The organism is Vampirovibrionales bacterium (assembly GCA_016712355.1).
Classification (GTDB): domain Bacteria; phylum Cyanobacteriota; class Vampirovibrionia; order Vampirovibrionales; family Vampirovibrionaceae; genus JADJRF01.
In genome coordinates this window covers 1316656-1341819 of the sequence record JADJRF010000005.1, presented here as the reverse complement: position 1 = coordinate 1341819, position 25164 = coordinate 1316656, and the positions used below count along the sequence as shown (strand labels likewise).

At 55.7% G+C, this 25164-nt stretch carries 25 protein-coding genes; 11 read left to right on the top strand and 14 right to left on the bottom strand.

Annotated features, from left to right (window positions below; all coding sequences use genetic code 11):
• The first annotated feature begins 90 nt into the window (after positions 1–90).
• Complete coding sequence (locus IPK79_07540) at positions 91–501, top strand: hypothetical protein (protein ID MBK8190291.1); 411 nt, start codon at positions 91–93, stop codon at positions 499–501.
• A gap of 26 nt (positions 502–527) precedes the next feature.
• Here IPK79_07540 and IPK79_07535 read toward each other — a convergent pair whose 3' ends face one another.
• The gene (locus tag IPK79_07535; protein ID MBK8190290.1) at positions 528–1553 is read right to left on the bottom strand and encodes a hypothetical protein; all 1026 of its coding nucleotides are present in this window, start codon (positions 1551–1553) and stop codon (positions 528–530) included.
• A gap of 3 nt (positions 1554–1556) precedes the next feature.
• Entirely contained in the window at positions 1557–2525 is a 969-nt protein-coding gene (gene holA, locus IPK79_07530; GenBank protein MBK8190289.1) for a DNA polymerase III subunit delta, read from the bottom strand.
• Positions 2526–2665: 140 nt separating this feature from the next.
• On the opposite strand from holA, the gene IPK79_07525 reads away from it, so the two are divergent.
• A complete protein-coding gene (locus IPK79_07525) occupies positions 2666–3535 on the top strand; it encodes an SAM-dependent chlorinase/fluorinase (protein ID MBK8190288.1) in 870 nt (289 codons plus the stop codon).
• Positions 3536–3928: 393 nt separating this feature from the next.
• A complete protein-coding gene (locus tag IPK79_07520; GenBank protein MBK8190287.1) occupies positions 3929–4345 on the top strand; it encodes a hypothetical protein in 417 nt (138 codons plus the stop codon).
• Between the two features lie 89 nt (positions 4346–4434).
• Here the strand turns inward: IPK79_07520 and glgP are convergent, their stop codons facing one another.
• A complete protein-coding gene (glgP, locus tag IPK79_07515) occupies positions 4435–6090 on the bottom strand; it encodes an alpha-glucan family phosphorylase (protein MBK8190286.1) in 1656 nt (551 codons plus the stop codon).
• Positions 6091–6463: 373 nt separating this feature from the next.
• Here glgP and IPK79_07510 point away from each other — a divergent pair, with 373 nt between their 5' ends.
• The gene (locus IPK79_07510) at positions 6464–7825 is read left to right on the top strand and encodes a radical SAM protein (protein ID MBK8190285.1); all 1362 of its coding nucleotides are present in this window, start codon (positions 6464–6466) and stop codon (positions 7823–7825) included.
• Between the two features lie 12 nt (positions 7826–7837).
• Positions 7838–8494 (top strand): MBL fold metallo-hydrolase, encoded by a 657-nt coding sequence (locus IPK79_07505; GenBank protein ID MBK8190284.1) that lies wholly within the window; start codon positions 7838–7840, stop codon positions 8492–8494.
• On the opposite strand, the gene IPK79_07500 is transcribed toward IPK79_07505, so the two are convergent.
• Positions 8491–8898: a hypothetical protein gene (locus IPK79_07500; protein ID MBK8190283.1), complete on the bottom strand. Its 408-nt coding sequence runs from the start codon at positions 8896–8898 to the stop codon at positions 8491–8493. The genes IPK79_07505 and IPK79_07500 overlap by 4 nt on opposite strands.
• Before the next feature lie 179 nt (positions 8899–9077).
• Between IPK79_07500 and IPK79_07495 the strand changes: the two genes are divergently transcribed.
• From IPK79_07495 to IPK79_07480, 4 genes are all read left to right on the top strand, one after another.
• The gene (locus IPK79_07495; GenBank protein MBK8190282.1) at positions 9078–9647 is read left to right on the top strand and encodes a hypothetical protein; all 570 of its coding nucleotides are present in this window, start codon (positions 9078–9080) and stop codon (positions 9645–9647) included.
• A 221-nt stretch (positions 9648–9868) separates the two neighbouring features.
• Entirely contained in the window at positions 9869–10759 is an 891-nt protein-coding gene (locus IPK79_07490; GenBank protein MBK8190281.1) for a Gfo/Idh/MocA family oxidoreductase, read from the top strand.
• Entirely contained in the window at positions 10740–11510 is a 771-nt protein-coding gene (locus IPK79_07485) for an SDR family oxidoreductase (GenBank protein MBK8190280.1), read from the top strand. The genes IPK79_07490 and IPK79_07485 overlap by 20 nt, the downstream gene beginning before the upstream one ends.
• Complete coding sequence (locus tag IPK79_07480; protein ID MBK8190279.1) at positions 11495–12223, top strand: acylneuraminate cytidylyltransferase family protein; 729 nt, start codon at positions 11495–11497, stop codon at positions 12221–12223. The genes IPK79_07485 and IPK79_07480 overlap by 16 nt, the downstream gene beginning before the upstream one ends.
• On the opposite strand, the gene IPK79_07475 is transcribed toward IPK79_07480, so the two are convergent.
• From IPK79_07475 to IPK79_07435, 9 genes are all read right to left on the bottom strand, one after another.
• Positions 12220–13377: a class I SAM-dependent methyltransferase gene (locus tag IPK79_07475; protein MBK8190278.1), complete on the bottom strand. Its 1158-nt coding sequence runs from the start codon at positions 13375–13377 to the stop codon at positions 12220–12222. The two genes, IPK79_07480 and IPK79_07475, sit on opposite strands and share 4 nt — an antisense overlap.
• Before the next feature lie 218 nt (positions 13378–13595).
• Complete coding sequence (locus IPK79_07470) at positions 13596–14903, bottom strand: hypothetical protein (GenBank protein ID MBK8190277.1); 1308 nt, start codon at positions 14901–14903, stop codon at positions 13596–13598.
• Between the two features lie 115 nt (positions 14904–15018).
• Complete coding sequence (locus tag IPK79_07465; GenBank protein MBK8190276.1) at positions 15019–15654, bottom strand: DUF4126 domain-containing protein; 636 nt, start codon at positions 15652–15654, stop codon at positions 15019–15021.
• 21 nt (positions 15655–15675) lie between these two features.
• A complete protein-coding gene (locus IPK79_07460; protein MBK8190275.1) occupies positions 15676–17121 on the bottom strand; it encodes a DUF853 family protein in 1446 nt (481 codons plus the stop codon).
• Positions 17122–17249: 128 nt separating this feature from the next.
• Positions 17250–18278, bottom strand: coding sequence for a hypothetical protein (locus IPK79_07455; GenBank protein MBK8190274.1), 1029 nt, complete (start codon positions 18276–18278; stop codon positions 17250–17252).
• An 8-nt stretch (positions 18279–18286) separates the two neighbouring features.
• Complete coding sequence (locus IPK79_07450; protein MBK8190273.1) at positions 18287–19030, bottom strand: hypothetical protein; 744 nt, start codon at positions 19028–19030, stop codon at positions 18287–18289.
• A 19-nt stretch (positions 19031–19049) separates the two neighbouring features.
• Entirely contained in the window at positions 19050–20561 is a 1512-nt protein-coding gene (locus tag IPK79_07445; protein MBK8190272.1) for a hypothetical protein, read from the bottom strand.
• Positions 20562–20726: 165 nt separating this feature from the next.
• Positions 20727–21641 (bottom strand): DUF4214 domain-containing protein, encoded by a 915-nt coding sequence (locus IPK79_07440; GenBank protein MBK8190271.1) that lies wholly within the window; start codon positions 21639–21641, stop codon positions 20727–20729.
• A 93-nt stretch (positions 21642–21734) separates the two neighbouring features.
• Complete coding sequence (locus tag IPK79_07435; GenBank protein MBK8190270.1) at positions 21735–22064, bottom strand: helix-turn-helix transcriptional regulator; 330 nt, start codon at positions 22062–22064, stop codon at positions 21735–21737.
• Between the two features lie 717 nt (positions 22065–22781).
• On the opposite strand from IPK79_07435, the gene IPK79_07430 reads away from it, so the two are divergent.
• Both IPK79_07430 and IPK79_07425 read left to right on the top strand, forming a co-directional pair.
• Positions 22782–23117, top strand: coding sequence for a hypothetical protein (locus tag IPK79_07430; protein ID MBK8190269.1), 336 nt, complete (start codon positions 22782–22784; stop codon positions 23115–23117).
• Positions 23118–23345: 228 nt separating this feature from the next.
• Positions 23346–23966: a hypothetical protein gene (locus IPK79_07425; GenBank protein MBK8190268.1), complete on the top strand. Its 621-nt coding sequence runs from the start codon at positions 23346–23348 to the stop codon at positions 23964–23966.
• Positions 23967–24030: 64 nt separating this feature from the next.
• Here the strand turns inward: IPK79_07425 and IPK79_07420 are convergent, their stop codons facing one another.
• Entirely contained in the window at positions 24031–25161 is a 1131-nt protein-coding gene (locus IPK79_07420; protein ID MBK8190267.1) for a YidC/Oxa1 family membrane protein insertase, read from the bottom strand.
• Between the last annotated feature and the right edge of the window lie 3 nt (positions 25162–25164).

Genomic DNA, 25164 nt, shown 5'->3' with positions numbered 1-25164 from the left:
GGTGGATGTTGGCGCCTGGCCAAAAAGCATTACACTACAAAAGACAGATATTATTCCCGACGCGTAGTCGCTCTTCTCGCGAGGATTGCCATGAGCCTTTGGACGCAAGTTGAAGCCATGTTGTTTATGTCTGCGGGCCGTCCGCTGCCGCAGAAACTTCAGGACAAACTGAAATCGTCTCCCGGTATTTTCGGCAAAATGCTGAAAACCCAACAAACGCGCGCCGCCGCGATGACCATGCCGACGCCCCCCGTTCCGCCTTCAGATCCGGCGGACACGGCAGCGCAACAACGTTATCAGGCCGATCTTCAGACGTATAACACCCAGTTTCAGGCCTATAACAGCCAGATGATGACGCGCCTGATGCAGCAGTTTCAGATGATGCAGCAAACGATCTTCCGCGCGCAGCAAATGCAGTCGATGCAAGCGTCGCGAGCAGGCGCATCGTCATCCGCCGCCAGCAGTTCAGACGGCAGCTCGGATATCAGCGGCATTTTATAATCATAATCGGCCCCCGCGGGGGATCCCTACTGGCACAAGCGGCGGGTCAAGCCGACCAGCGTCTGCGCGGCGTTGGTTTTCGCCTCCAGAAGGCGCTGCGCGTCTTCGATCGCCTGTTGCGCGCGCCGGTAACGCATAAAATCGGCCTGCTGCGCGGCGGCGGACGCGGCGCCCGGGTTTAAATCCCATTGCTGACGCAATACGCGCTGACATAGCGAAAGCGCCTGCGTCGCGCTGAGACCGCCCTCGCCCACGAGATCGGTCTCAAAGGCATCGGCGCAATCCAACGGATCGCCGTGAGATTGGCACGCCGAGAGCCAGGCTTGCGCGCGACGCGCATCGTCCGGGGTCGTTTCCAGAGCCTCATCGTCGGCGGGCGTGAGAGCAAAGGGGAGGACCTGACAGCGTGAGGCGATGGTTTCCAGCACGCCCGCGGGCGAATCGCTCAGAAACAGAAACAGCGTGTTCTCCGGCGGCTCTTCCAGCGTCTTCAGCATGCGGTTAGCGGACGCGTCGTTCAGGACCGTGGTCGTCAAGGGACGCAAGGCCAAGCGTTTGGGAGCCACGCCCTGATGGGCCCGCCATTGCGAAGGCGACGGCGGCGCATGCGCAGGCGCGGCGCCGGGGAACGATTCCGCATGAACCACAATCACCACGCGACAGTAAGGAGACGTCCTGCTGAGTTCGGCCAGCAGGTTCGAGGTCTGATCTGCGGCGATTTGCGTCAGCGCCTTACCGGTTTTGGCGACTTTCTTGATCGATGCCTCGTCGAGATGCGTCAGCGGCGACAGGGTGATGAGCGCAGGATGCGCATTATCATCAATCCAGCGGCAATTCAGGCATTGCCCGCAGGCGGCGTCCGGGGCGGGGCGCTGCGAACAGTTGAGAATTTTAGCAAGGATGAGGGCCATCTCGTAGAGCGGCTCCATGCGAGACGCCAGCAGCAGATACGCGTGCGCCAACCCCCGATGCGTCAACGCCTGCTGAAAGAACCGTCTACCAAAGGAATCTGGGGCATCCGGCGCGGCGACCAGGGTATTGGCAAGCGTCATGACTCAGGCCCCCAACAAGAGTTCAAGGGAAAGATGCGGGTCGAGCTGGCCGGTTTTGGCGCGCCATTCGAGATCCAGCGCACGATCTTTCAGCGCGCTCAACCGCGGCAGCGACGCGCGGGCGTACTGCTCGAGATCTTTTTGAACCCGGAACGGGTGTTTTTTAAGACGCCCGGCGATGGCGTCTTTTCCCATACCTTTTTGCTGCAACGCGCGCAGGCAATACACATGGTGCAACTGCGTCTGGAGCTGCCCAAACAGGCGGGTGGGGTCCGTTCGCAGCAGGACTTGTTCCAGCGTCGCAAAAATCGGCCCGCGCGGGCGGTCTAGCAGCCAGTCGCTCAGCATGCGAAAGGTATTCTCGTTATGGTCGCACAAGGCGCGAACATCTTGCGGCGTGATCGCCCGTCCTCTGGCGTAAACAGCCAGTTTTTCGGCCTCGTTTATCAGCGGCTGAAGCGAAACGCCCAGTTGTTCCACCAGTAAACGCGCCGCCTCTGAGCTTAGCGCAATTTCGCGATCGCGCATTACGCGCAACAGAGTGGAAATCGCCTTGTCCACCTCCCAGAAGGCAAACGACTTGAATTCCTGCGCGTCACAATCTGCCTGAGATGTCAGCCATTTGGCGAATTTCACCTTCCGATCGATTTTAGGGCTGACGAACAGGATATGACGCGAGGGCGCCAGATTGCCCAGCAGGGTCATCAGCGCGTCGAGTTGCGCCTTATCGGCGTCAGCGTCGGGGTCCAGGGCTTTTTCCAGCGGCGCAAAGTGTCGAATTTCCAGTAACGAGTCGCCTCCCAGACACAATGACGGCGCGCCAACGGCTTCCAGAGTCTCTGTCAGAGACGGTTTTTCGAGCTTGCGATAGCTCAGCGCCGCCATGGCAGGACTGACAACGCGCGCGCGCAAAGCCCGCACGGCCTGCTCCAGTAAAAAGGGTTCATCGCCAAAATAAACGGACGCTGGCACGGGGCGCGCGCGCTCCTTCTATTAAAATCACCTTGCCCGAATCAACTCGCGCGAATCGCTTTGCTAGAATGGCGTTGCGATCCGTCCACCGGGTTCATCATTATGCACCCGATCGCCCCTTGTCAATGGAGCCCATCTCGATGTCCGCGCCGTTATTACGCCCCGTTTTGTTTCTATTGAGCGACTTCGGATGGCGCGACCCGTACGTCGGCGCGCTGAAGGCGTCGTTTGTGGCGGCGCTTACAGAGGCAAGGGTCACGCCCATCATCGACCTGTGTCATGACGTGGCGCCGCACAATATCCGCCATGGCGCATGGATACTGGCCTACGCCCTGAAAACCCTGCCCAGAGGGGCCGTCACGCTCGCCGTCGTCGATCCAGGGGTGGGCGATCCCGAGCAAGACGGCTTGATTGTCTATTGGCCGCAGCGCCAGCAGGCATTCATCGCGCCGGATAACGGACTCCTGACGCCTGTTCTCAACGCGGCGGGAAGCGATGCGCGCATCGCCGCTGTTTTCTCAAAAGACATCCCGGATAACGCCCCGGCCTGCAAAACATTTTATGGACGCGATCGCTATGCCCCTGCGGCGGCGCATCTGACGCAGGCACTCTTCGATAGCGAACTGGATGCCTTCTGGCGCGATCGGACCCGCCCCCTTCGCCGCCCGCCCCAATTATTGCCGCCCGGACAAACGCCGCAGCGCGCGCAAAATAGCGACCTTGGCCCGACTTTAAGCGGAACCATCGATCATAGCGATCGTTTCGGCAACCTGCTAAGCGATATCCCGGCCGGGTGGCTGACGCCGGGAAAGACTGCGGTTGTTTCGGGCAAAAACGTCTCGTATCCAGCCCTGTGCGTTTCGCATTACGCGCAACTGGCTGATGCCAACTCCGACACGATAGGCATTATCGCGTCAAGTCATCACACCCTGGAGTTCTGCTGTTTTGAGGCCAGCGCCGCAGAACGCCTCCAGCTGCGCATCGGCGATCCGGCGACTATTACCCTTTAAAGGCCTGAGGATCTAAGCCAGAGAGGCCACGCAGAATAAAGAACATATTCAGATCGTGTAAGCGTCATAAAAAAATGATGTCACGGAGAAGGGACGCGCTCCGGGTCATCGCTGGCGGGGCGTGTTTCAAGACGCGGGACGGCAAGGTCTGTTTTTGACGCGCCCACAGGGTTTTGGGAGAATGGAGGGCGGAGTGGACATGACCGGCGTCGAATGCGGGGTTAAGGAAATATAGGGAGGGGCGCCCTTCGCCGCATTCACCCACAATTTGCGCATTGCCCGCGCCTCGTCCGATCGGTTATAAAAAGAAGGTGGTCAATGGGAGTACGCAACACCTTTGCGCTTGCCGTCTCCACACCCATCGCTTCCGCCGCAAGCCAATCGGACCTGTAAATGAGCACTGCCGCCGTTACCGCCGAAACCATCAAGTTGCACCTGATTCGCAATCGCCACGCCGTCACCGGGCGCGCGGGCGATGAGGCTGCACTGACCCAGGAGGCTATTCGCAACGCCATTAAGGCGCTTGAATATGCCGATAAAGCCTTGGCCAGCGACATTGAGACTTTTTTAACGCATGCGGGCGCGCGCGCGCAGCAGGATATTCTGCGCGGCCTGTTATCGCCCCACCCGGTAGTTCGCGCCGTGTGCGCCATGGTCGTCATCCGCATCGGCGCGCCGATGGCCCCCGCCCTTCAGGAATTCGCGGCGAGCTATGCGCATCGCGATAACATGGGCTGGGTATTCGACTTCATCTATGCCGAACTGGGGCTGCCGCGCGCGTCTCATACCGTCGCCGTCCGCGCCTCTTAAAAAAAGGGTCAGGTTTAGGAGAAGCCGTTCTGGCCGTCCTGTTCAATAGGGAACAGGGCTCTCTTGATGGGGCTTTCGGGGATAGGCGCTCAACAATCGCCCGTGAAAATCGGATCGTACAGGCGGTTGTAATACTCCATCACCATGCGCTCTGAGTGGAAGTAGCAATCGCCCGCCAGAATCGCCCGGCGCATCATGCGCGCCCACCGGACGCGATCCTGATAATAGCAGGGCAGCACCTCGCTCTCGAGAAGCGACATTAGCGCTGCGTGATCCGCGGCATCTTGAGCGTCTCGGCGCTCCGGCGTCGGCGCAAACTCCTGAGGCCGGAATTCGCGGTAAGGCTCAGGATTAAAAATAAAGCCGTTGATACCATGAAACGTCCCTTCCGCCGCCCAGCCATCGAGCGACGAAAGGTGCAGCGCGCCGTTCATATTGGCCGACATGCCCGATGTCCCAGACGCCTCCAGCGGGCGCAGCGGGGTATTCAGCCAAACGTCTGCGCCGCGCTTGAGTTTTTGGCTCAGGGCCAGGTCATAATTGAGCATCACGGCCATATTGGGCAGCTCGCGGGAATAGGCGAGCGTCTGATTAAAGAGCGCGCGGCCCACTTCGTCAGCCGGGTGAAACTTGCCCGCAAAAATCAACTGGATTTTCTGGTCGCCGAGCAGCTTGCCCAGGCGCTTTAAGTCGCGAAAAAGCAATAAGGGACGCTTATAGTCAGCGAAACGTCGCGCCCACACCAGCGTCAACACGTCGAGGTGAAAGTGACGGCCGGTCTCGTAAAAGACCGACTCAAACAGTTCTTGCTTCATTTGCCGTTTGGCGGCCAGAAGCTCGCTGGGGGCCCGCGCGCCGGCGATGCGCGCATCTTGCCAGTATTCCAGATCAACGGAGTTGGTAATGGCGATGATGGGGCAGCGACCCGAAACCTCGCGCCACAAGGCATTGGCGACGCGCCCATGCGCTTGCGAGACGGCATTGGCCAGTCGACACATGCGCAGCGCTGCCGCCGTGAGCGAAAAGGATTCGCCCCCCAAGGCCAGGGCTTGCTCGTAAGGGGTTTCCACAAAATAGCCCGCCTCGCCCAGCAGCGACGCGGGATGCGTCTCATTCCCAGCCGCAATCGGCGTATGCGTGGTGAAAACCGCCTCGCGGCGCAAGGCATCGAGATCCTGACCCGTCTCGGCCAGGCGTTCAAACAGGGCGCACAGGCCATGGCCTTCATTTATATGAAGAATGTCGACCGCCTCGCGCTCGGCGCGCAGCATCCGCAGACCGCCAACGCCCAGGATCATTTCTTGCGCAATACGCGTGCGAGAATCGCTCTGGTACAGCTGATCGGTGAGACGTCGCAGATGAGGCGGGTTCTCCGGCAGATCGGTTGTGAGCAGGTACACCGGGACCGTGCCAAAGACATCCGGCTCAATTTTGCAGGCGCCGACAGCGACGTCTTCTGAAAAGATGCGCACGGTGACGACGCTTTCCACGCGCCGTAGAAAGGGCGTCTCGCGGCGGTTCATCACCACTTCGACGTCGCCGCGCTCGTTGAGGGTTTGATCGCCATAGCCGCTTCGCCACAGGATCGACACCCCGACCAGCGGCAAGCCTAATTGCCAAGCCGAACGCGCATGGCTGCCCGCCAGATATCCCAGGCCGCCCGCATACGTGCGCAAACGCGGATCGACGGCGATCTCCATCGTGAAGTAGGCGACATGCGGCGCGGGGGTATAGTTGCAGTACATAAGGACCCTTTTGTCGTTGCGCTCTGTCGCTTATCGTAGCGTTGATTGGCGCGCAGGTCATCCTGCCGTCATACGACCGTTTTATAGTCGGCTCGCTGGCAAACGACAGGGCCGCGTCATCCCGCTCCTGTCTTGCTCAGAGCAAGCGTAACTGAAACCCTGAAGACCGCCTCGATCGCGAGGCGATGAGAGTGACTCGCCAGACCCCGCCGGTCTGGTTTTTTTTGCCTGACTGTAAGCGTTCGGTGCGGGGAACGAATACCCCGACATGGTTTTCGCCAGGATTTGGTTTATCATAGGGACGACGATGGGGATAACTATGCCTTTTTAAGGCGATACCCCCATGCAGAACGTTTCTGGAGCGCCTCGCCCAATGACCGCACCCCAATCGCCGACCGAAGACGCGATCGCCTCACAGGCGCTGAGCCCGGCCTTGGCGTCCCCTGCTGAAGAACCCGATCGGCTCAAGTCTCTGGGCGTGGATCTGTCCAAGTATCCGTCCATCGAGAACCGCCAGACTTACCGTGAGATCGTTTCGCGCACCAATCGCAGTATGGCGCTGCCTCTGCTGAAGGCTTATGCGGCAGACATCATGCGTAAAACGCCCGATCCGGCGATGCTGACGCACATCGTCACCACCCGGTGCAATTATCTGTGCAGCTTCTGCTCGTTCGCCGATACGCTCAACGCGACGACCAATGAGCTGTCGCTCGACGAGATTGAGCGCGTGTATACGGCCATTGGCCACAGCCTGCACGTCATTGTTTATTCCGGCGGCGAGCCCACGCTGAACAAAGATCTGTCGGAAATCATTGAAACCGCCTATCGCCTGACGCCCGTGAAATCTATCTATATTATTTCCAATGCGTGGCGACCTGAGCTGATTTTCCAGATTACGCACCGCGCCATGCAGCGCTGCCCGGGCCTGCACCTCACATGGAGCCTGAGCATCGAAGGCCCGCGTGAGTTCAATAATCCAGAGCGCCGCACCAAGGCTGCCAATTGGGACGCCTGGCAAAACACGGTTGACGCGATGGAAGGCCTCAAGCGCATTCGTCAGCGCTACGGCTACCATGAGCTGAACGTCCAGCTTTGCACGGTCTGCACGCCGGCCAATCACCGCGTGATGCCGCAATGGTACGCCATGGTACGCGACTGCCTCCAGCCGGACAAGTGGAATCTGAACCTGATGCGTAAAAGCGTCCAGATGGCCGCGCATTCGATGCCGTCATTTGTCGAACGGCGCGCGCGCAACATGCTGGAACCGTTTGAAGAAACCTACCTGCAGGTGACCGAAGCCGTGCGCCAGGACGTCTTGGGCGGACGCATGAAGTTTTTGTATCATACGCGCAACCCCATTGACGGCGCCCTGCAATCGGCCGTGGATCTGGTGAGCCAGGAAGAAAACCGCCGCACGGTGCTGGAAGCCAAATCGCAATTCTGCTGCCGCGCGGGCTCGATGGGAGCCTACATCAGTAGCGAGGGCGAAGTCGGCGGCTGCGAAGAGTTTACCCACCATCCTGTCCAGAACAAGTCGTTTGGCAACGTTCGCGACGTGGATTACGATTTCCAGACCCTCTGGCGCTCCAAACGGGCCGAGGCCATTCGCGAGCGCGTCGGCCAGTCGCGCGAATGCCACGGCTGCACGCTGGAGAGCCAGCGGAATTACCCTGCCATTCTTTCGTCGCCGGTTAATTTGATGAAGGCGGGGATGCTCGCCACGCGCATTCGATAAGAGGCGACCGCCATGGAAAACGCCTCGCCCTGGCAGGTCGAAACCTTTGCGGTCGGTCCCTTGCAGTGCAATTGCGCGCTGGTTTCCCATTCGCAAAAGCGCGAAGCGATTCTTTTCGATCCGGGCGGCGACGAAGAGGCGCTCCTGGCCCATCTGCAAGCAAAAAAGCTGCGTTTAGTCGGGATTTTTCATACGCACGCGCATTTTGATCACATCTGCGGGTCTGGGGCCATGCATCACGCCACCGGCGCGCCGCTTGCCCTGCATGAAGGCGATCGCCCCCTGTGGGATCATGTAGACATGCAGTGCGCGCAGTTTCCCATGCTTCATTTAAAACCGCCGGCGCTCCCCGAGCCGCAACGCGCGCTTGCCAACGGAGACGCGCTTCCCTTTGACGGCCGTTGCCTGCACACGCCGGGCCACTCGCCCGGATCATGCTGCTTTTATTTTGAAGCAATGGGGCTCTTAATTTCGGGCGATACGCTTTTTCATCGTTCGGTCGGACGGACCGACCTGTGGGGCGGCGATTCACAGGCTTTAGAGCAATCGATTCAACAGACTTTGTACGCCCTGCCGGATGTAACGCGCGTCATCACCGGCCACGGCCCGCAGACCGTGCTGGGCGACGAAAAGCGCCTGAATCCTTTTATCGCCGGGGACGCCCTTTAGCGACCCGGCTCATACCGCCGCCAGCCGCCCGAAGAGCGAATCAGAATGAGACCGCCCGGCGCGCCCTCTCTGGCGTGAAAAGGCTGAGGACCAGCACCGCAACAAGGCCGAGACGGCGGCGAGGTCAACGGCGCATGCTGCGGCGAGACGATAGGGCGCGCGACTGGGTAAAATCGCTGGCTAAATACGGGAGTATGAGGCGCTTGGCCTGACACCGGAAACAGCGAAGGGGTTACAGGCGCAAAACGCTGGCTGAACATCACCGGCGCGGCTGGGCGTTCGAGAGAGCGATGGCATCTGCCCGTATGGAAAGCGCCCGGGCGCAAGGAATCTGCCGCCGCAGCCCCTGTCAGGCAGAAGCCGCCGAAAGCCGCAAGCGTCCATAAGACGACGCATCGATTCATGCCAATTCCTCCGGGTCGTGAGCAGGCCGTGCATGAATAAAACCCGACGCGCGCGCCCGATTGTGGGGGGCGGTTTTCTTGATATAGTAAGCGCGGGAGCGGAAGCTTGCGCGTCATCAGGACGTTTTTTTAATTCTAATCCCGCGATGATACAAGCAGAAGAGAGGAGTTTGATTCGTATGAGACAACGTTTATTAAGCGCTTCACTGGCATTGGCCTTGAGTGTCAGCGCCGGCATCGCCGCCGCGTGGGCGGGTGAGATCACCGGCAGCGTCAGCGCCTTATCCGTCGAAACCGTGAATTCTCCTGAAATGGGCGCCGGCATGGATCGCGTATCGGTGGTCATCCAGGACGCAGAGGCTCCTGAGCGCGAACTCACTCTGTATTACCCGCTGGGCCGTCTCAGCGCCGATACGTCGCTCGGCATGGTTTACAAACGCCTGTTAAAAGGCATGGACGGTTTTCCTCCCATGATGATGGGCGGCATGTGTCCGATGCGAGCCGCGATGGGCGGCGTCACGCGCCCCTGTTGCGCTAAAATGGCGCCCGCCGCCAGCGACGTCAAAGCCAAGTGCACGGGTAAAACCGGCAAAATGCGTCCCTGCGCAAAAAACGCGCCTGAGGGGATGCGGATGGCGCCGTGGGGCAAGCCCGTCTCGTTTGTTTACGACGATGCGTCTCAAGTGATTCGTAAAACAACGTTCTGGGCAAAAAAACCCTGCTGCGCAAAAGCGCCTCAGGACAAGTAACGCGCCTGCGCTTACCAGGCTTAATTCAGCACAGCCCCGGTTGCCGCACGCAACAGGGGCTGTTTCTTAATTTTTCGGCATTCAGCTATAAAAGCCCCCAAGCAAGACGCCGAGCGCAAAAACAGACTTGCTTTATTGGCATGTTAAGATAAGAATGAATCGTTTTTCTGAACGATTGAGCCAAATAACGTCCGGTTCTTAATTAGCTGGGCACGATTACAGTGACATTAAAATTAGGCATTCTCGGGTTAAGTGACGGTAACGGCCATCCTTATTCATGGTCGGCTATTTTCAATGGTTACGATCCGGTAGCGATGGCGCAGTGTCCATTTCCGGTTATTCCCGCATATTTAGCGCAACAGCGGTTTCCTGACGACGCGATTGAGGGCGCGCGCGTTCATGCGATCTGGACGCAGGATCGCGCCTTATCACGCCATATTTCGCAGGCAGCATATATCCCGCACGTCTGCGAACAGATGGAAGATATGCTCCCATACATTGATGCGGTTTTATTGGCGCGCGATGACGCAGAATGCCATGAGGCCATGGCGCGCCCCTTTTTAGAAAAGGGGTTGCCGATTTATATTGATAAACCCATCGCAACGTCTGTTCAGGCCCTCGATAAAATTTATGCGCGCGAGCGCTATTCGGGGCAAATCTTTACGTGCTCGGCCTTACGCTATGCGCGCGAGCTTCAATTAACGCTCTCCTTAAAAAATGAGATTGGCGCCATCCGCGTCATCCGCGCCCAAACGCCAAAAGATTGGACGCGCTACGGGATTCATATCATTGAACCTGTCGTTGCCATGCTGGGCGCCGACGACGCTATCGACGCGTGCGAGAGGACGTCTTCTGGCATTCGCGCGCACTGGCGCTCCGGCGTTGTGACAGAATTTATCGCAATGGGAGCAGACGGCGACAAAATTGAATTTCATCTGACAGGCGAAAAATCCGGGAAAACGCTCACGTTTACGCACACTTTCGATGCGTTTCGAGCAGCATTACAAGCGTTTATTGATGTCATCGAAAACCGCAGACCCGCGGATAACAAGGCGTTTATTTACAAAACGATTCAACTGGTGGAGGCTGGCTGTGACGCATTCATCTCCTGATTCCCGAAGCATTTTACTGACCGGGGCAACCGGGAAAGTCGGCTCCGTCTTGACGCGAGCCTTATCCGCGCAAGGACATCAGATCATTTTCACCTCTCGCCGCGAAGAGCATATCGTGTCATTACGCTGTCAACCGGACTGCGCGTCCGCCATTGGCCTGATCGCCGATCTGGAGGCTCCAAACGCAATCCCTGCTTTAGTGGCGATGCTATCGGAGCGAGGGATTTTTCCCGACACGCTAATTAATAACGCCCGCCGCCTGGATCATCTTTATACAGAAGACGGCGCAGGCCCGTCTCGCGCGCAATGGCTCAATGAATATCAACTCGATGTCGCTGTCCCGTATGAGTTAACCATGGCATTGGCGCAAGCGACTGATAGCCGACTCAGACGCGTGATTAATATCGCCTCCATGTATGGGGTCGTCCCGTTTAATCCCACTCTCTACGAAGACCCCGAAAAACAGGCGCCGATTCATTATAGCGTCGCCAAAGCGGCTCAAATTCACCTCACAAAAGAGCTGGCCATCCGGCTCGCGGCAAAGGGCATTTCAGTCAATGCCATTTCGTATGGCGGCATTGAAGGGCGCGTGAATTCAGATTTTTTAAAACGTTATTCCGCGCTGTGCCCCATGGGACGCATGTTGCGCGAAGAGGAGATTACCGGAGCCGTGTCGTTTTTAATTTCAGACGCCTCGCAAGGGCTGCTGGGGCATAATTTAGTCGTCGATGGAGGATGGACGATATGGTAAACCAGCATTTGGCGGTTATTATCGCAAGAGGCGGCTCAAAGCGAATCCCTCAAAAAAATATCATCGATTTTATGGGGAAGCCTTTGCTTGCCTGGACGGTTGAAGCGGCGTTGGCATCGAGCGTTTTTACGCGCGTTCTCCTGAGCACGGACGATGAGCAGATTGCGCAAACAGGCCGACAATTCGGCGCAGAGGCGCCATTTTTACGGACCGAAAATGCGGACGATCAGGCTCCTTCCAGCCACGCGACCCTCAGCGCGCTAAATCAGGCGCAAGCGCATTTTAACGAAAGCTACGACACAGTAACCCAATTAATGCCCAATTGCCCTTTACGTGACGCTCAGGATATCAGGCGGGCATTTGAGCAGTTTCAACAAAGCCATTCAAATTTTCAGCTCAGCTGCTTCCCCTTCGGGTGGATGAATCCCTGGTGGGCTTTCACAAAATCGGAAGCCCGACATGAACGTTATTTATTTCCTGAGGCGCTCAAAATGCGTTCTCAGGACTTATCGCCTTTATATTGCCCCACTGGCGCTATATGGATGGCCCGAACCGACGCTTTTATGCAAAGCCAGACGTTTTACGGCGACCCGCTAACCTGGTTTGAATTAGACTGGAAATCTGCCGTGGATATTGATGACTACGGCGACCTTGAGATGGCGCAAGCCGCCTATCTAATCAAGCGCAACACGCCGATAAAAAGCGCTCCTTAGTCCAGGCGGATCACATAATTGGGGAAGGTCCCATATAACGCCGGATCAACCGTATCCCCTTTGTCCTGAGCCAAAACCGTGTGCGCGCTCTCATAATACATGCCCAAAGCCGTTGGCAGATTCACGACATCGCTTCGTCCCAAAGGCATGGGCAATAATTGCGCGTTACTACGATTAATATTGGCAATATAACCAGACCGCTTTAACACGCGCGCAATCTCACGGATTACCAGCCGCAGGTTATAAGCGTATTCAAACGTATTTGCAGAATAAATCAAACGAAAATGTCCGTCTTCAAACGGCATTTGATGCATATCGCCAGCAATCACCAAGCCCTGATCATCACTGAACAGATCCATGCCAATCGTGTGGACAAGGCCTAAATAACGACGAAAAAACAGCACTTCATCCACATGGCGCGGGCCAATAATTAAAACGGGATCGTTTTTAGAGAGATTCCCGTCGTTGATAAGCTGAATAATTTTTCTGAGAATCAGATGATGGTTATTCTCGTAACCATAGATAATGGAAAGATCTCGATTCTCCTGAGATGACGCGGATATTTTTTGATTAAATCGGGAAAAATTAACTCTGCATATTTCCAGAAAGCGCTCAGGATTGGCCGCCGCGTTCATTGTCGTCAACTCATCCAGAAATTCTGGAATGAGGCTGTTACTCACGCTCTCAGAGGGCAAGGATTTCCGGGGCGGGACATATGGATGTTGCTCTCCCAGGAAGGCTTTAAGCGCGCCTGGCACAAGCTGATAATCCGTCAACGGCAAGACCTTCCCGCATAATAGCCAAAGGGCTTCCAGGAACCGGCGACTCGGCGCGTCTATAAAAACGCCGTTTGGGCCAATATAGCGACTCTGAATAATCGCCACGATGTCATCGAGATAATCCAAATCATAAAAATGAGGAACAAGCCCTTCTTCGATCAGCTGGCGCAATATCATTTCCATCAGAAGATCAGGCGTCATGAGCTCGTCACAAGCAGGAGTCTCCAGCGAAAAGCCTTTTGAGCGGAAGACCGTCATCACGTCTTCAAATGGACAATTGGCCGAACCACATGCGATTAAGCCGAAGGCCTGACGCAGTGCAGCGTGCTGCGAATCAGCATGATCGTCCAGAGATGCAAGGCGCGTCATATTCAAAGAAGCGGCTTTCGAGAGAATGGCGTCAATATCCCGCTCCAGTCGCAACTGCGCCTGATGCTGTCGATGGGCAGCGTACGTGGGCGCAAGATTCATGATTTTTCGGGTTTTTGCCCAGGGACTGGCGTATGCTTGAACCAGGCGTTTTAAAAAGGCGTCTTTTCGGTATTTCTTTTTTAAGTCCACTAAAAAAAAGCGCATCCGCATCCCAATCGCCTTCAGGCTCCCATACGGTGAATGACGCCCGCAAGCGAGTGGGCGGTTTGACGGGCATTTTCATGTTCATCAAACTGAATATTTTTCATAAATTGTCGTCCCACAGTCCCGCGCGCTGTTTTCGCCATAAGCGCGCGAATACCGGCCTGAAGCTCATCATCAGAATAGTCATACGACAAGATTTCTTCGAACGTTAAATCGGGCCGATACGGGATAACGCCCGGAAGCGACATATACCAGGCCTGCCCGAAGACCAGGGCCTTCTTCCCCATATTAATTGTCTCCCAGCCCGCGGTGCCCGTAATCGTCGCCGTGAACTGCGCTTTTTCAATCAGCTCTTTAGAAGAGAAATCGCCAGGGACCATCACCAGGTTTTTAATTTGGCGCAAGCGAGCAAAAAACCCATCACCACGCATGTACTCGCTTTGATACAGGTTTTCTTTGGCGAGAATGGACCATCCCGATGGCAGCAGTTGAGAGAGGGTTTGCAAGGCTAGCGCCTGATCGACAAATTTTCCGCCCAAGGGGAATGTCGTAAGCTCGGGTTGTAAATGAAACGGGAAGAAGACGAAAGGTTTAGACAAGTCAGGTTGATGCGTCACGATGGCTTTAAGGTTTTTCTGATAACGCTGGTAACGCTTCCACTTATAGAAGGCCATCGATTGCCCACGCTGTGAAAAATCCAGCGCCGCATCCATTAAAGAGTAGCGATAGGGTTTAAACTGCTTGAGATAACCGCGATAATCACCCAAATCTACGTCAACAGGTTTTTGCATCTCTACAATTTGGCTTTCTGCGGGGATTTCTCGAAAATATCCAAAATCCTCAATGCTGGCGATATAAAAGAATCGCTCTGGAAAATGGGATGGCAGCAACATAAGCGTTTTAACGCCCATGGCTTTGGCCAGCGCGTACAGGATCCAGTCTTCGCCATAATGAAACACTTTGTCTAGTAATACGAGTTCAATTTCATGCTGAATGAGAAGACTATAAAAGAAATTCAAGAGTTGTTGAAAGTGATCTAAGAAATCATGCATCGTATGGGCATAATAAGCGCCATACAAATATCGTCGGGTCTGCATCTCAAGGTAAGGATAGAAATCTTTGAGGAGCGCGTCATACAGCGCATCCGGGCAGCGCAAAGGCGCATTTAACGAAAAAGAAAGATCTTTCTCCATAAAATTTTTACGGGAGTAGGTACAGCGCTTCTCCGTGCCGATCCACACCTGTAAGTCAATGACGCCGAAATCTGCTAACGCATCGACAATCGGCGAAAATTCTTTTGGGAATCCCCAAACCAAGGCTTTCATAGCGTGCAACCGTATTTTGACACTGCGAATCTGTCCCTATTCTTAACAGAAATGCAACACCCGAACAAGACGACGATACGCATCCTCAGCCTTAAGTATGTAACAAATCGCTTAATTACTTGAGAGCCGCCTGTCGACGTTTTTGATTAATTTTCACAAAAAACAGAATAATCAGCGCGCTCACCGCCAAAACAACCAGAATCGTTATAATTGGGAACGCAATCACCAAAGCCGGAACGACAAACGCCAAGAAGTTTTCAACCGTAGAAACGATCGGATTGGCGACGCCCGCCGTGGTCACAAGCGAGGCGACTCTGCCGGCATTGCTCATCGATTGCGTGGCGGCTGCAGCGCCACCGCCGGCAATCAACGCCAAGCCCCATTGCATGCCAGGGTCCATATGGCCATTCAAAAACGTACCCGTAATCAGCGTTCCCGCCAGCAGAGACAACGGCCACGAGATGCTATCAAGGGCGTGATCGAGCCATGGCACGTAGTAGGCGCCCACCTCAACCAGCGAAGCGGTAAAAAGCGCTATTAGGGCGGGATATGTCGCCAGCCAGCGCATACCGTCTGGCAAGTGAATGCCAAAGAATAACGCCGCCGCGCTCAGAATTAAGGGCGGCGCGAAAACGCGAAAGCCACAACTCGCGCTCAGGCCAATGCCGATTAATAGGGCCGCCGTTAACTGAAGTTGCTCCGCGTTCATGGGGCTATTTAATACGTGCAGGATACTTTGCAGAAATTCCATTCGTGACGCCTCCTGTTTAACTTAATGACGACGCATTAACGAACCGAGAATGCCGCGAATTAACGAGCGCCCTACCTGACCGCCAATCGCGCGGGCGGCGCTTTCTACCAGTAATTGGCCAGGATCTTTAGACGCGCGACGAACAGGGGTATTTTGAGAGGGCTTTGACTGGGAGGGGGGGGCCGCAGCGACGACGCGTTGCTGCAAATGTTCGTAAGCAGATTGGCGATCGACCGCCTGGCGATATTTTTGACGAAGACCACTCTGATCCTGAGCATCTGGATTCTGTGCAGGTCCGTTCGCGCTCTGCGGCGGAACCATTCGGGTTTTCACCGGAATAGCCGGCATTCCTTTCTCATCGAGCGTGGAGACGATCGCTTCGCCAACGCCCAGCATCGGGATGAGCGCCTCCAGATCGAGATCTGGATTTTCTCGAAAGCCCCCGGCCAGAGCTTTTAAGGCTTTTTTATCATTGGGGGTAAAAATGCGCAATGCATGCTGAATCCGGTTGCCGAGTTGTCCCAGAACATCTTCGTCGATATCTTGCGGATTTTGGGTGACAAAATACAGACCGACGCCTTTAGAACGGATCAGCAGCGTCACCTGCTTGATTTTATCGCGTAAAACAGACGGCATATTATTAAACAGGACATGCGCTTCGTCAAAAAACACGACCAGCTTGGGTTTTTCCAAATCGCCCACTTCGGGGAGGGTCTCGAATAATTCAGACAAAAACCACAAGAGAAACAGCGCGTATAACCTGGGTTGCAACAGCAGCTGACGGGCCATTAACAGGTGAATCATTCCCTTGCCAGTAGAAGAGTCTGTTTGCAGCAAATCGGTCAAGACCAAAGACGGCTCGCCAAAAAAGTTATCCTGTAATGCGCTGGACAAACCGGTCAGTTGACGTTGAATCGCATTGACGGTAACGCTGGCAATATTGCCGTAGGTCGGCGAATAAGTTTTATTTTCTTGCGCCACATGGTTTAAAAGGGCTTGAAGGTCTTTTAGATCCAGTAATAACAACCCCTGATCGTCGGCGATTTTAAAAGCCGTGGTGAGAACGCCGCTTTGCGTCGGATTTAAATCCAGCAGTTCGGCCAATAACAAAGGCCCCATTTCAGAAACCGTCGTACGCAGGGGGATGCCTTCGACGCCGAACACATCCCATTGCGTCAGCGGAAATGGCTCGAACGTAAAGTCATTGAGCTGAAGTTCGCTGAGACGAGCGGCTATTTTAGGATTATGGGGATCCCCTTTTTCGGATAATCCGCTTAAATCGCCCTTGATATCGGTGATAAAAACCGGAACGCCCATGGCGCTAAATTGCTCCGCCAGACGCTTGAGAGACAGCGTCTTGCCAGTGCCGGTAGCCCCGGCAATCAAGCCGTGACGATTCGCCATCTCAGGATAAAGGCGGACTGACTCCTGCGCCTCGTTCTTTCCCACCAGAATAGGCTCCGCCATCCGCGCGTCCTCCAGATGCACCTTAACAGCCCTATGCTAACGCAAATTTCCAGATTCGGCAGACCTCTTCTTTGCTTACAGGCCCAACGACACGTTCGAGGTCAAATCCAGCATCGAGAAGAGAGCCTTTAAAGCGTCTCAAAACGCGCCCCGGCCGGCAGCAGCCAGCGCAGCAGAGCCAGCGTCGGCCAGGCGGACCAGAAACAACCCAACCCATAAACGCTCACGCCTTCCAGCCGAAAATCGATCTGCGGGTCCGAAGACGTGACAATAAAGGCATTTGATAAAACCGCGCGTAGAGAACCGGGCGCAAGCAAAGAGGACGAAGCGCCAGACTCGGCAGGAAAAGCAGTCAGGCGCGAAAAACGAATCATCAAGCGTCGAGAGAAGCGCGAGGGCAGGTATCCGTAGCTGTCCAGCCAGGGTTGAAACGCGCGCACCTGATTAATCAGATCCGAAGGGGGACGCTCCCAGCGAATTTGCGCATCTTCCACCGAAGAAAGCCCGTAATGACTCGGCGTTACGCCATTATCAAACTTTGATTGCGGCGTCCCAAGAGGCCTATCGGGATGATCGCGCGCGTCGTCTAGCAAGGCAAGCAGGTCGCCAACGCGCGCGCGCGCCTCTCGGGCGCAGCGATCGCGCAAATCGCCGCCCGTATCATAAGCAGCAATAGGGACTGGGTATTGCAGCAGGATGGGGCCGGTGTCGACGCCTTCATCGACCAGATGAAACGTCACGCCCGATTGCGCCTCACCCGCGCGGATCGTGGAAACATAGGGATTCGGGCCCCGATGAGAGGGCAGCAGGGACGGATGGCAATTAATGACCTTAAAATCCGGGCGATGCAGCAGGTGTGGCTTGAGGATTTCGCCCCACGAGCCGATCAGAAGGTAATCAGGCTTCTGTTGCGCCAGAAATTGCGAGAAGGCGTAACTGTTGACGCCCTCCCCAAGGATTTCGCGCAAGCCGCGCGACGCGATTAATTGACCAAAAGCGAGATCGGCCGCGTCGACCATATCCCGACTCGCTGGTCGACGCGACCAACGGAACACGCCCACCACCTCGCAGGCGGCGGATTCAAGCAATCCCTGCAACAGGCCAAGTCCCAAGGCCCCATGGCCGATCAGCGCAATACGCGCCGCCGAGACAGGCAAAGACGCGCTCATCGACGGCGGGGAGGCGAAACCGTCGGGTCGACGACGTAGAAAGACATCCCGACGACCATTTCAAGCGGAACCGGATAATCCGGGCGGGATAGAATATCGGGCAGCGCGCGTCGCCCGAGCGGCAATCTCTGGATATCGATGCGATCGACTCCAATTAGCTGCGGCGCCAGCGCCAGACGGTTCACAAAAGCGGATAAGGCCGGGTAAGGACCGCGCAAGGCCAGATCATATTGATAGCGCCTCAGCGCGACCGACGGCCAGCCGGGTTCTGGCGGAGAAGCGTGAATGAACGAATTACCACGCGACACCATCGACAGGGCCTCGCATTGCCGCAAGGGTTTGGGCAGGGAAGGATCCGAGGAAAGACTCTTGGCCTGTTTCATGACTTCTTGCGCCATTGCCAGGGCCGCCACAGCAGGAGATTCAGCAGAAGTCAGTTCGCGCAGGCGCGTGGGAGAAGCCTTCAGTTGCGCCGTCAGCTGCTTGAGCCAGCGCAATTTCTTCTGTTCGTCACGCCCCAGGGATTGCTTGTCGTGAAGGCGGGCGTTTAATGACACGGCCGTTTGCCAGCGCGGCATCAGCCAGTGGGTAATGCCGATACCAAGTATCAGCGCTAGTAACAGGGTCAGCGCGACAGGCTTAAAGGCCATCCATGCCTGAAGCAGGGATCGTCCGCCGCCGGGCTCGCCCAACGCCGCTAACGTAATCTGGAGATCATGACGCCATTGCGTCGGTCGCATACGCGGGACTCCTACTCAATCAAGGATCAGCGGAAAGCGGCGGCGGCAAATCCGCGCCCTTTGCGTTTGATTCGGATTCGACCATGGCATTTTTACTGCGCACGATCCAGTCGTAGTAAGGCTGCCCGTCCGCCGTGGTTGCCAGATCGGCGCGATCCACCAGCAGATCCCGCCTCTGGAGCGCAGGATTAAGCTCGCTGACGTATTTCGTCACGGAGGTTGGCATCAAAGCCCCACCCACGATTTCCACTGTCTGAGGATCTGCCGCGTCCTGAGCGACGAGAGAAAGACGATTCATCCACATATCATCGGGCAATAGCGCGCCGGCCTTGATCATCAGGTTATTTAGAGAAATGTTGGACAAAGCCGCATTCCTTAAAAATGCCTGGCGACTAACCATTTCAAGCGGGGCGCTTTCGGAAGCGGGCCCTGACGCGCGGGACACGCTATTCCAGGCATCCAGGCGCGTTTGCTGCTGCTGATTCCAGATACCAAGCAGGGTGATAGCCGCCAGCAATAACAGCGCCGCCGCCACATTGGCAACCCCCAACAACGACGTCAGACTGGTTCGCAGGGTCTGTCCTTCCCGTTGACGCCCCAAGTCTTCGGGAATCAGGTTGAGAGACGGCTGATCGGCATAGTGTTGATAGAAAGCGCCGCCGATAGCTTCCAGCGAGCAGGGATACTCTCCGGCCGCCGGGTTTCGCGAGCGTAACGTTCGCTGATTCTGGTCGATGACCATGATTTCCTGATAATAGGAGAAGCTATCCACCAGAGGGGCCGTGTCGAGGCGTTCAGCGTTATTAATCAGCACAGCGGCCTCGAAGTTCTCGCCCGCGAGAAAACGGCGTAAATCCTGATTGATTTCGACAATGGCCGTCGAGGCGTCCATGGTCGCCAGCGGCAAGGGGCTTTCCGACAAGCGCTTAAGCTTTAAGCCTTCAAACAAAGCCGCCGTAAAGAGGTGATCGCTCACGTTCATGAGCATCCAGCGAGATTGCGGTTTATCGAGATCCGCGAGCGTGCCGGTGGCGATCAAGCCGCGAATCAGCGAAAAATAGTTAATGTCGATGCCGCATAAAGGCGTGCGATTGGCGGCAAATGCCTCTACAAACTCTGTAATCGTGTTTTTGGGGTAGGCCGAATACAGCAAGCGGCCCTCTTCCAGGGTCACCCAGTCAAGCCGCGGTTCGTTATTGCGGAACAGAAAATACTGTTCAGCTTCAGACAGCAACGCCTGACGAATTTCCTGTTCGGAAAACGGGCCGGGAAAATAGAAATCGCGGGTATAGAAACTCGGCAGGACCAGCACCGTCGGAGAAGAGAGGGCGATGCCATGCACCGAATACAGGGAGCGCAAGGCCGCCCGCAGTTCGGCCGGATCAGGAATGGCGCGCGTATTGGGATCTAGAGACAGCGGCAGAGCGCCGGCTTTCTCGATCCGTCGCGTTTTTTCGTGAAAACGAATAATCTCAAGCCCGTCCAGCGACTCAAGAACATGAACGCAAACGTTTGATTTTCTCTCAGCCATAAGCGCCTAACACAAATCCCATCGCCGTGATGATGAGAGGGCGATGATGGTCATTGTACCCAAAAACCGCGTATTGGGGGCGAATAGAGCCCATGCGTCGATGCGCCAAAAACAAGCGTCCCGCGCTGAGAATCAGGCGGGACGCTTGAATCTGGATTCAACGCCTTAGGCGGCCGGGTGTTTCTGCATGTATTCCGCAGACCCCTTGATGCCGGCGATGATATCGGCTTCGGTCTTCCCTTGATTGAGCAGTTCGACCCATCCGGCCAGGCCGGCAGGCTCAGCTTCACGGCCTAAAAGCGTCCGGTACTGCTCTTTCACAAAGAACGTTTTGCGCTCCGGGGAGCCTTTGATACCGGCGGTGATATCGGCTTTTGACTTGCCGTCGTCTATCAATTTAGTCCAAAAGGTAAGACCGCCCGCCTCGGCTTCACGCCCAAGCCATTGTTGATACTGGCTATTGACGAACACCTGATTCGACAGATGGCCCAGATCTTTACTGGAGATGTCGGTTGAGGCGCCATCGAAAGACGCGGCCCCTTTCAACAAGTCCAACGACAAGGCGAACCCGGAGGCCTGACCTGCCGGCAGATCCTTCTTCGCAGTTTCGATAAACTGATTGACGGTTTCAGCAGTTTTGATACGGCCCAAAGTCCGGTCCATTTCGCTGGTAAAATAACCGTCGAACTGGTTGCCGAAAAACATGCGGCACACGTTACTCATCATATAAAGCTGACGACCGTGCTCACGCTGACCGTTCAGATAAGTCTTAAGCTCACTGGCGCTTAGCTTACCATCGGCCCCGCTGCCCCCAGATGCTGCGCTGCGCGTATCCGCCGCTTTATAGAGGCTCTCCAGATCGGTCAGTTTGACAGGATTAACGGACGAAGATCCTGATGTCGAGATGCTTGTCATAACGATGGCTTTCCTCTCTCCAGAAATGATCACTCGCATATGGCTCTCTAAATATAAAAACAAAATTAAGAATCGAATTGCCTTTTTGCCCATGAACGCAGCGGGTTTGTTGTCTTTTTTATACGTTCTCTTCCCAGCTTGTTCTCTTTCTCTGACTTCTTCCATTTCTCGCGCGCATCTCCACGACGACAAACAAAACGCCCCGCCTTACAGGGTCAGGCGGGGCGTTGTTGTCAAGACGTTGAGGACGACGTCAGGTTAGAAACCGACGTTGTTGGCCGATGCGTAATGAAGCGAATCGTCCAGCAGGCACCAGGTCACCAGCGTTTTGTAGGTCAGCCCCATGGAGGGAGACAGCGACAAGCGTTGCAGTACTGAGCGCGAGGGACGCAATTCGCCCTTCACCAGTTTGCGCATCATCGTGCGATCCAGACCGCTTTCCTGCGCCACTTGCTCAGTGGTCAGGCCTTTGTCTTCGATGGCTCGCATCATGTTGCGCAGAAACAGAGAGCGCGTCAGCGGCACGACATCCGCCATGGACTTTGGCAGGGCGCTGGCTGATTTCGGTTTGGAAGCGTAATTTCCCACGCTGTCACCATCCTATTCTGGGTTATGGGGTTACTGAACGCGACAGAGACGCCTCCGCCAGCGCCGCTTTGCGTAAAAACGGCGTCCAGGAAAAGCTATCTCTATTAACCGTTCCAAGGCGTCTGCCGACGCACGCGCTCTCAGGCATTAACCTGGCGAGGCCGACGCCTCGCCCCCTCCTAAGCGCATTGCTGAAGGCGACTGTTCGGTTTTCGTTTCCTCAAACGCGGAAACCCCAACCGGTTGAAACGTTATGGTCACTTTAACATAACTTAAAACCTGTGTAAAATCAGTTTTCTGGGGGATATTTGCGCGCATCTGTCCATCGGGCGCTGGATATCCCTCTGGCTAGTAGCCGAGCGGCGTCTATGGGGGCGCGGCATAGGGGGGCTCCTCGCACAAATCCCCTTCATTCGGTCTCCCGCAGCCACAGGGGCGCAGAAGCCAAAAGTCGACTGCTGGCAGGACACCTGACGAGCCCGCGAAAGCTCTGCCGCCACACTTGCCGGCTTTTATGAGACACACAGGCATTCTGAGCAGAACAAGGCCAAAACCCGCGTCCTGACAATTCGAAAGGTTTCCTTAAGTTCGGGCTTCGGCTAACACAAGCCATCAAACGCTTGTTTTTATGCCAATGCAAGGGGTTAATGGTTTCCCTCAACAACGGGACCAGGTGGGGTTCAGGGGTTAGGTATTAGGACGTAGGAGGTTATAACGATGGCTTTAGGCGTAGGCGCTTTCATAAAAGGGTTGGCAACTTCCTCTATTGGGAAAACTGCCATATCAGCCGGGGTAGACTACCTCGCCTCTAAGGCGAACAAATCCAAGGGTGAATCTGCAAGCGCGAGCGAACCGGTGGTTGCAAAGCAGCTAAGTAAAGTGAACGGTTCTGACAGTAGCGCGATTGCCGAGTCTTCCAGTCAAACAGCAGGGCAGCCCACTACTTTTGAAACGATGGTCCAGGCGTTCAAAGAAGCATTTCGCCAAGTGGCCGCCGAAAGCAGCAATGCGACGATTCCGGGCAACGGCCAAGGGATGAATTACATCGGCTAACATCCATTGAAGGCAGCTCTATTCGCCCGGCGACGTCACCTGACGCGCCGGGCGTTTGCATGGGAATCACTTAAAATATTTTAATATTTATAAAAACAATAACACTTTCTTTAGAATCCCCGGTTTAATGCCCTCGGTAGGAAGCGCAACATCTCTCACATCAGGGGAAGTACGGGAGGAAAGCCCGCCGGAAGCAGAAGATCCGGGCGGGATCAGGAGGTTATTGTTATGGGAAGCGAAACGCTTAGCGGCGCCGCCAATGGCGCCATGATGGGGGCCACTTTCGGACCGGTCGGGATGGCCGTCGGAGCCGTTATTGGTGGTATCTTTGGCAGCAAAGCGAAAAAGAAGCGTAAAAAGCAACAAAAACAGCTTGAAGAGCAACAACGCCGTCAGCAATACTGCCAGACCCCTTATAACGACGGCTATGGCAACGGTTATCGCTCGTATGGTCGAGAGCCGATGGACGCCCCAACGCCTTATTATACCGGCGGCGCAGGCGGACCGGGCGCGCCGACCGAGCCGTGGCCCAATTACAGATCGCCCTTCGACTCTACCGCGCCGGGCAGTTTCGGCATGAGCGGATTCGGCAGCCTGGGCGGATCGCCATACTGGCCGCCCGGGCCCACGATGATGCCCGCCGTGGCTCCGGTGATGGCGCTACCGCAGCAATACAGACCGCAGTACGCCTATCCTGTCGCAATGGTCCCGGGGCCTCAGATGACAATGGGACAGACGGTCGCCCCTGCAGGCGGCGGCTTGGCAAGCGGCACGTTTAATAATTACGGCACTGTAGTCAATATCAACGTTAACAATAACGCGCCGTTTCGTCAGATGATGGTGGGCTAACGCGCATAACGTTTAGGCGCAACAAACGTCAAGCGGTAAACGCTTGCGCAGGACAAAAACGCCTTTACGTCTCCGGTTTGACATCGATTACCCGCGAGGCAGGCGGCTTGCCGTTTTTCTTACGCGCATCTGACCAATGAACCCAGGCGTTCTGGACCCACATCAATAACATGGTGGCAACCAGATACAAGATGACGCCTGCCGGAATTGGGAAAAAGAACAGGAAGCCCACAAACATAAAGGGCATCAGCTTCATCATCTGCGCCTGCGCGCCCTCGGCTGGCGGTGAATTTTTGGTCATGCTGCGCTGATACAGCACCATGGCCAGCGTATAGAGCAGAATCAGAATGAGCACGCCCCAGTGCACCACCGAAACCCCTTTGACCGTCGGAGCCTGAGAAGCCAGCGTCCAGGCGGCGGCGGCCGGATCCGTCTCCGCGCGTTTGAGATCTCCCGCATTCGGCGGCGTCGGCGTAAAGGCGAGTCGCTCCAACTCTTTGGTGCTGTCGTTGACGACCACGAGATCCGCTGACTTGATTTTACGGATAAAGCTTTCTGGGAAACCTTCCCCACCTAAAAATTTGGGATTCAGCCGAAGCGAAACCGGTTCGCCTGGAATGAGCGGCTGCGGCTCAACGCGTAACACCTGATTGGGATCCGTCACGGGATATTCGGCTTTTGCCCCGCTGTTAAAAGTGACGTTCAGCTTTTTACCCGTGACGAATCGGTCTTTTTCAAGAACATTAAACTTGTTGTCCAACGCCTTGCCTGAGTGGCTCATGAGGGGATGCGCCAGGTTATCAATGAACAGGAAGCGGTCGTTTCCTGCCAGCGCCAGAAAGTCGGGACTGACCAACATCCCGTAAAGACCAATAAAGATAGGAATCTGCACCAGCATCGGCAGACAGCCAGAGAAGGGGTTGAATTTATGCTCGGCGTAAAACCGCATCATCTCCTGCTGCATTTTTTGAGGTTCTTCTTTATAGCGCTCCTGGAGCTGTTTTATTTTAGGCTGAAGCTCCTGCATTTTAGCCATGGAACGGGTTTGCGCCGAGTTCAGCGGCCAGGTTACCAGCCGGATAAACGTTGTCAGGGCGATAATCGCCCATCCATAGCCGCCACTCACGTTCATGAGATCGAACAAATGCTTGAAACCGTTCACCAGAAACAGCATGGCGTTAAAGATGATATCCACGGG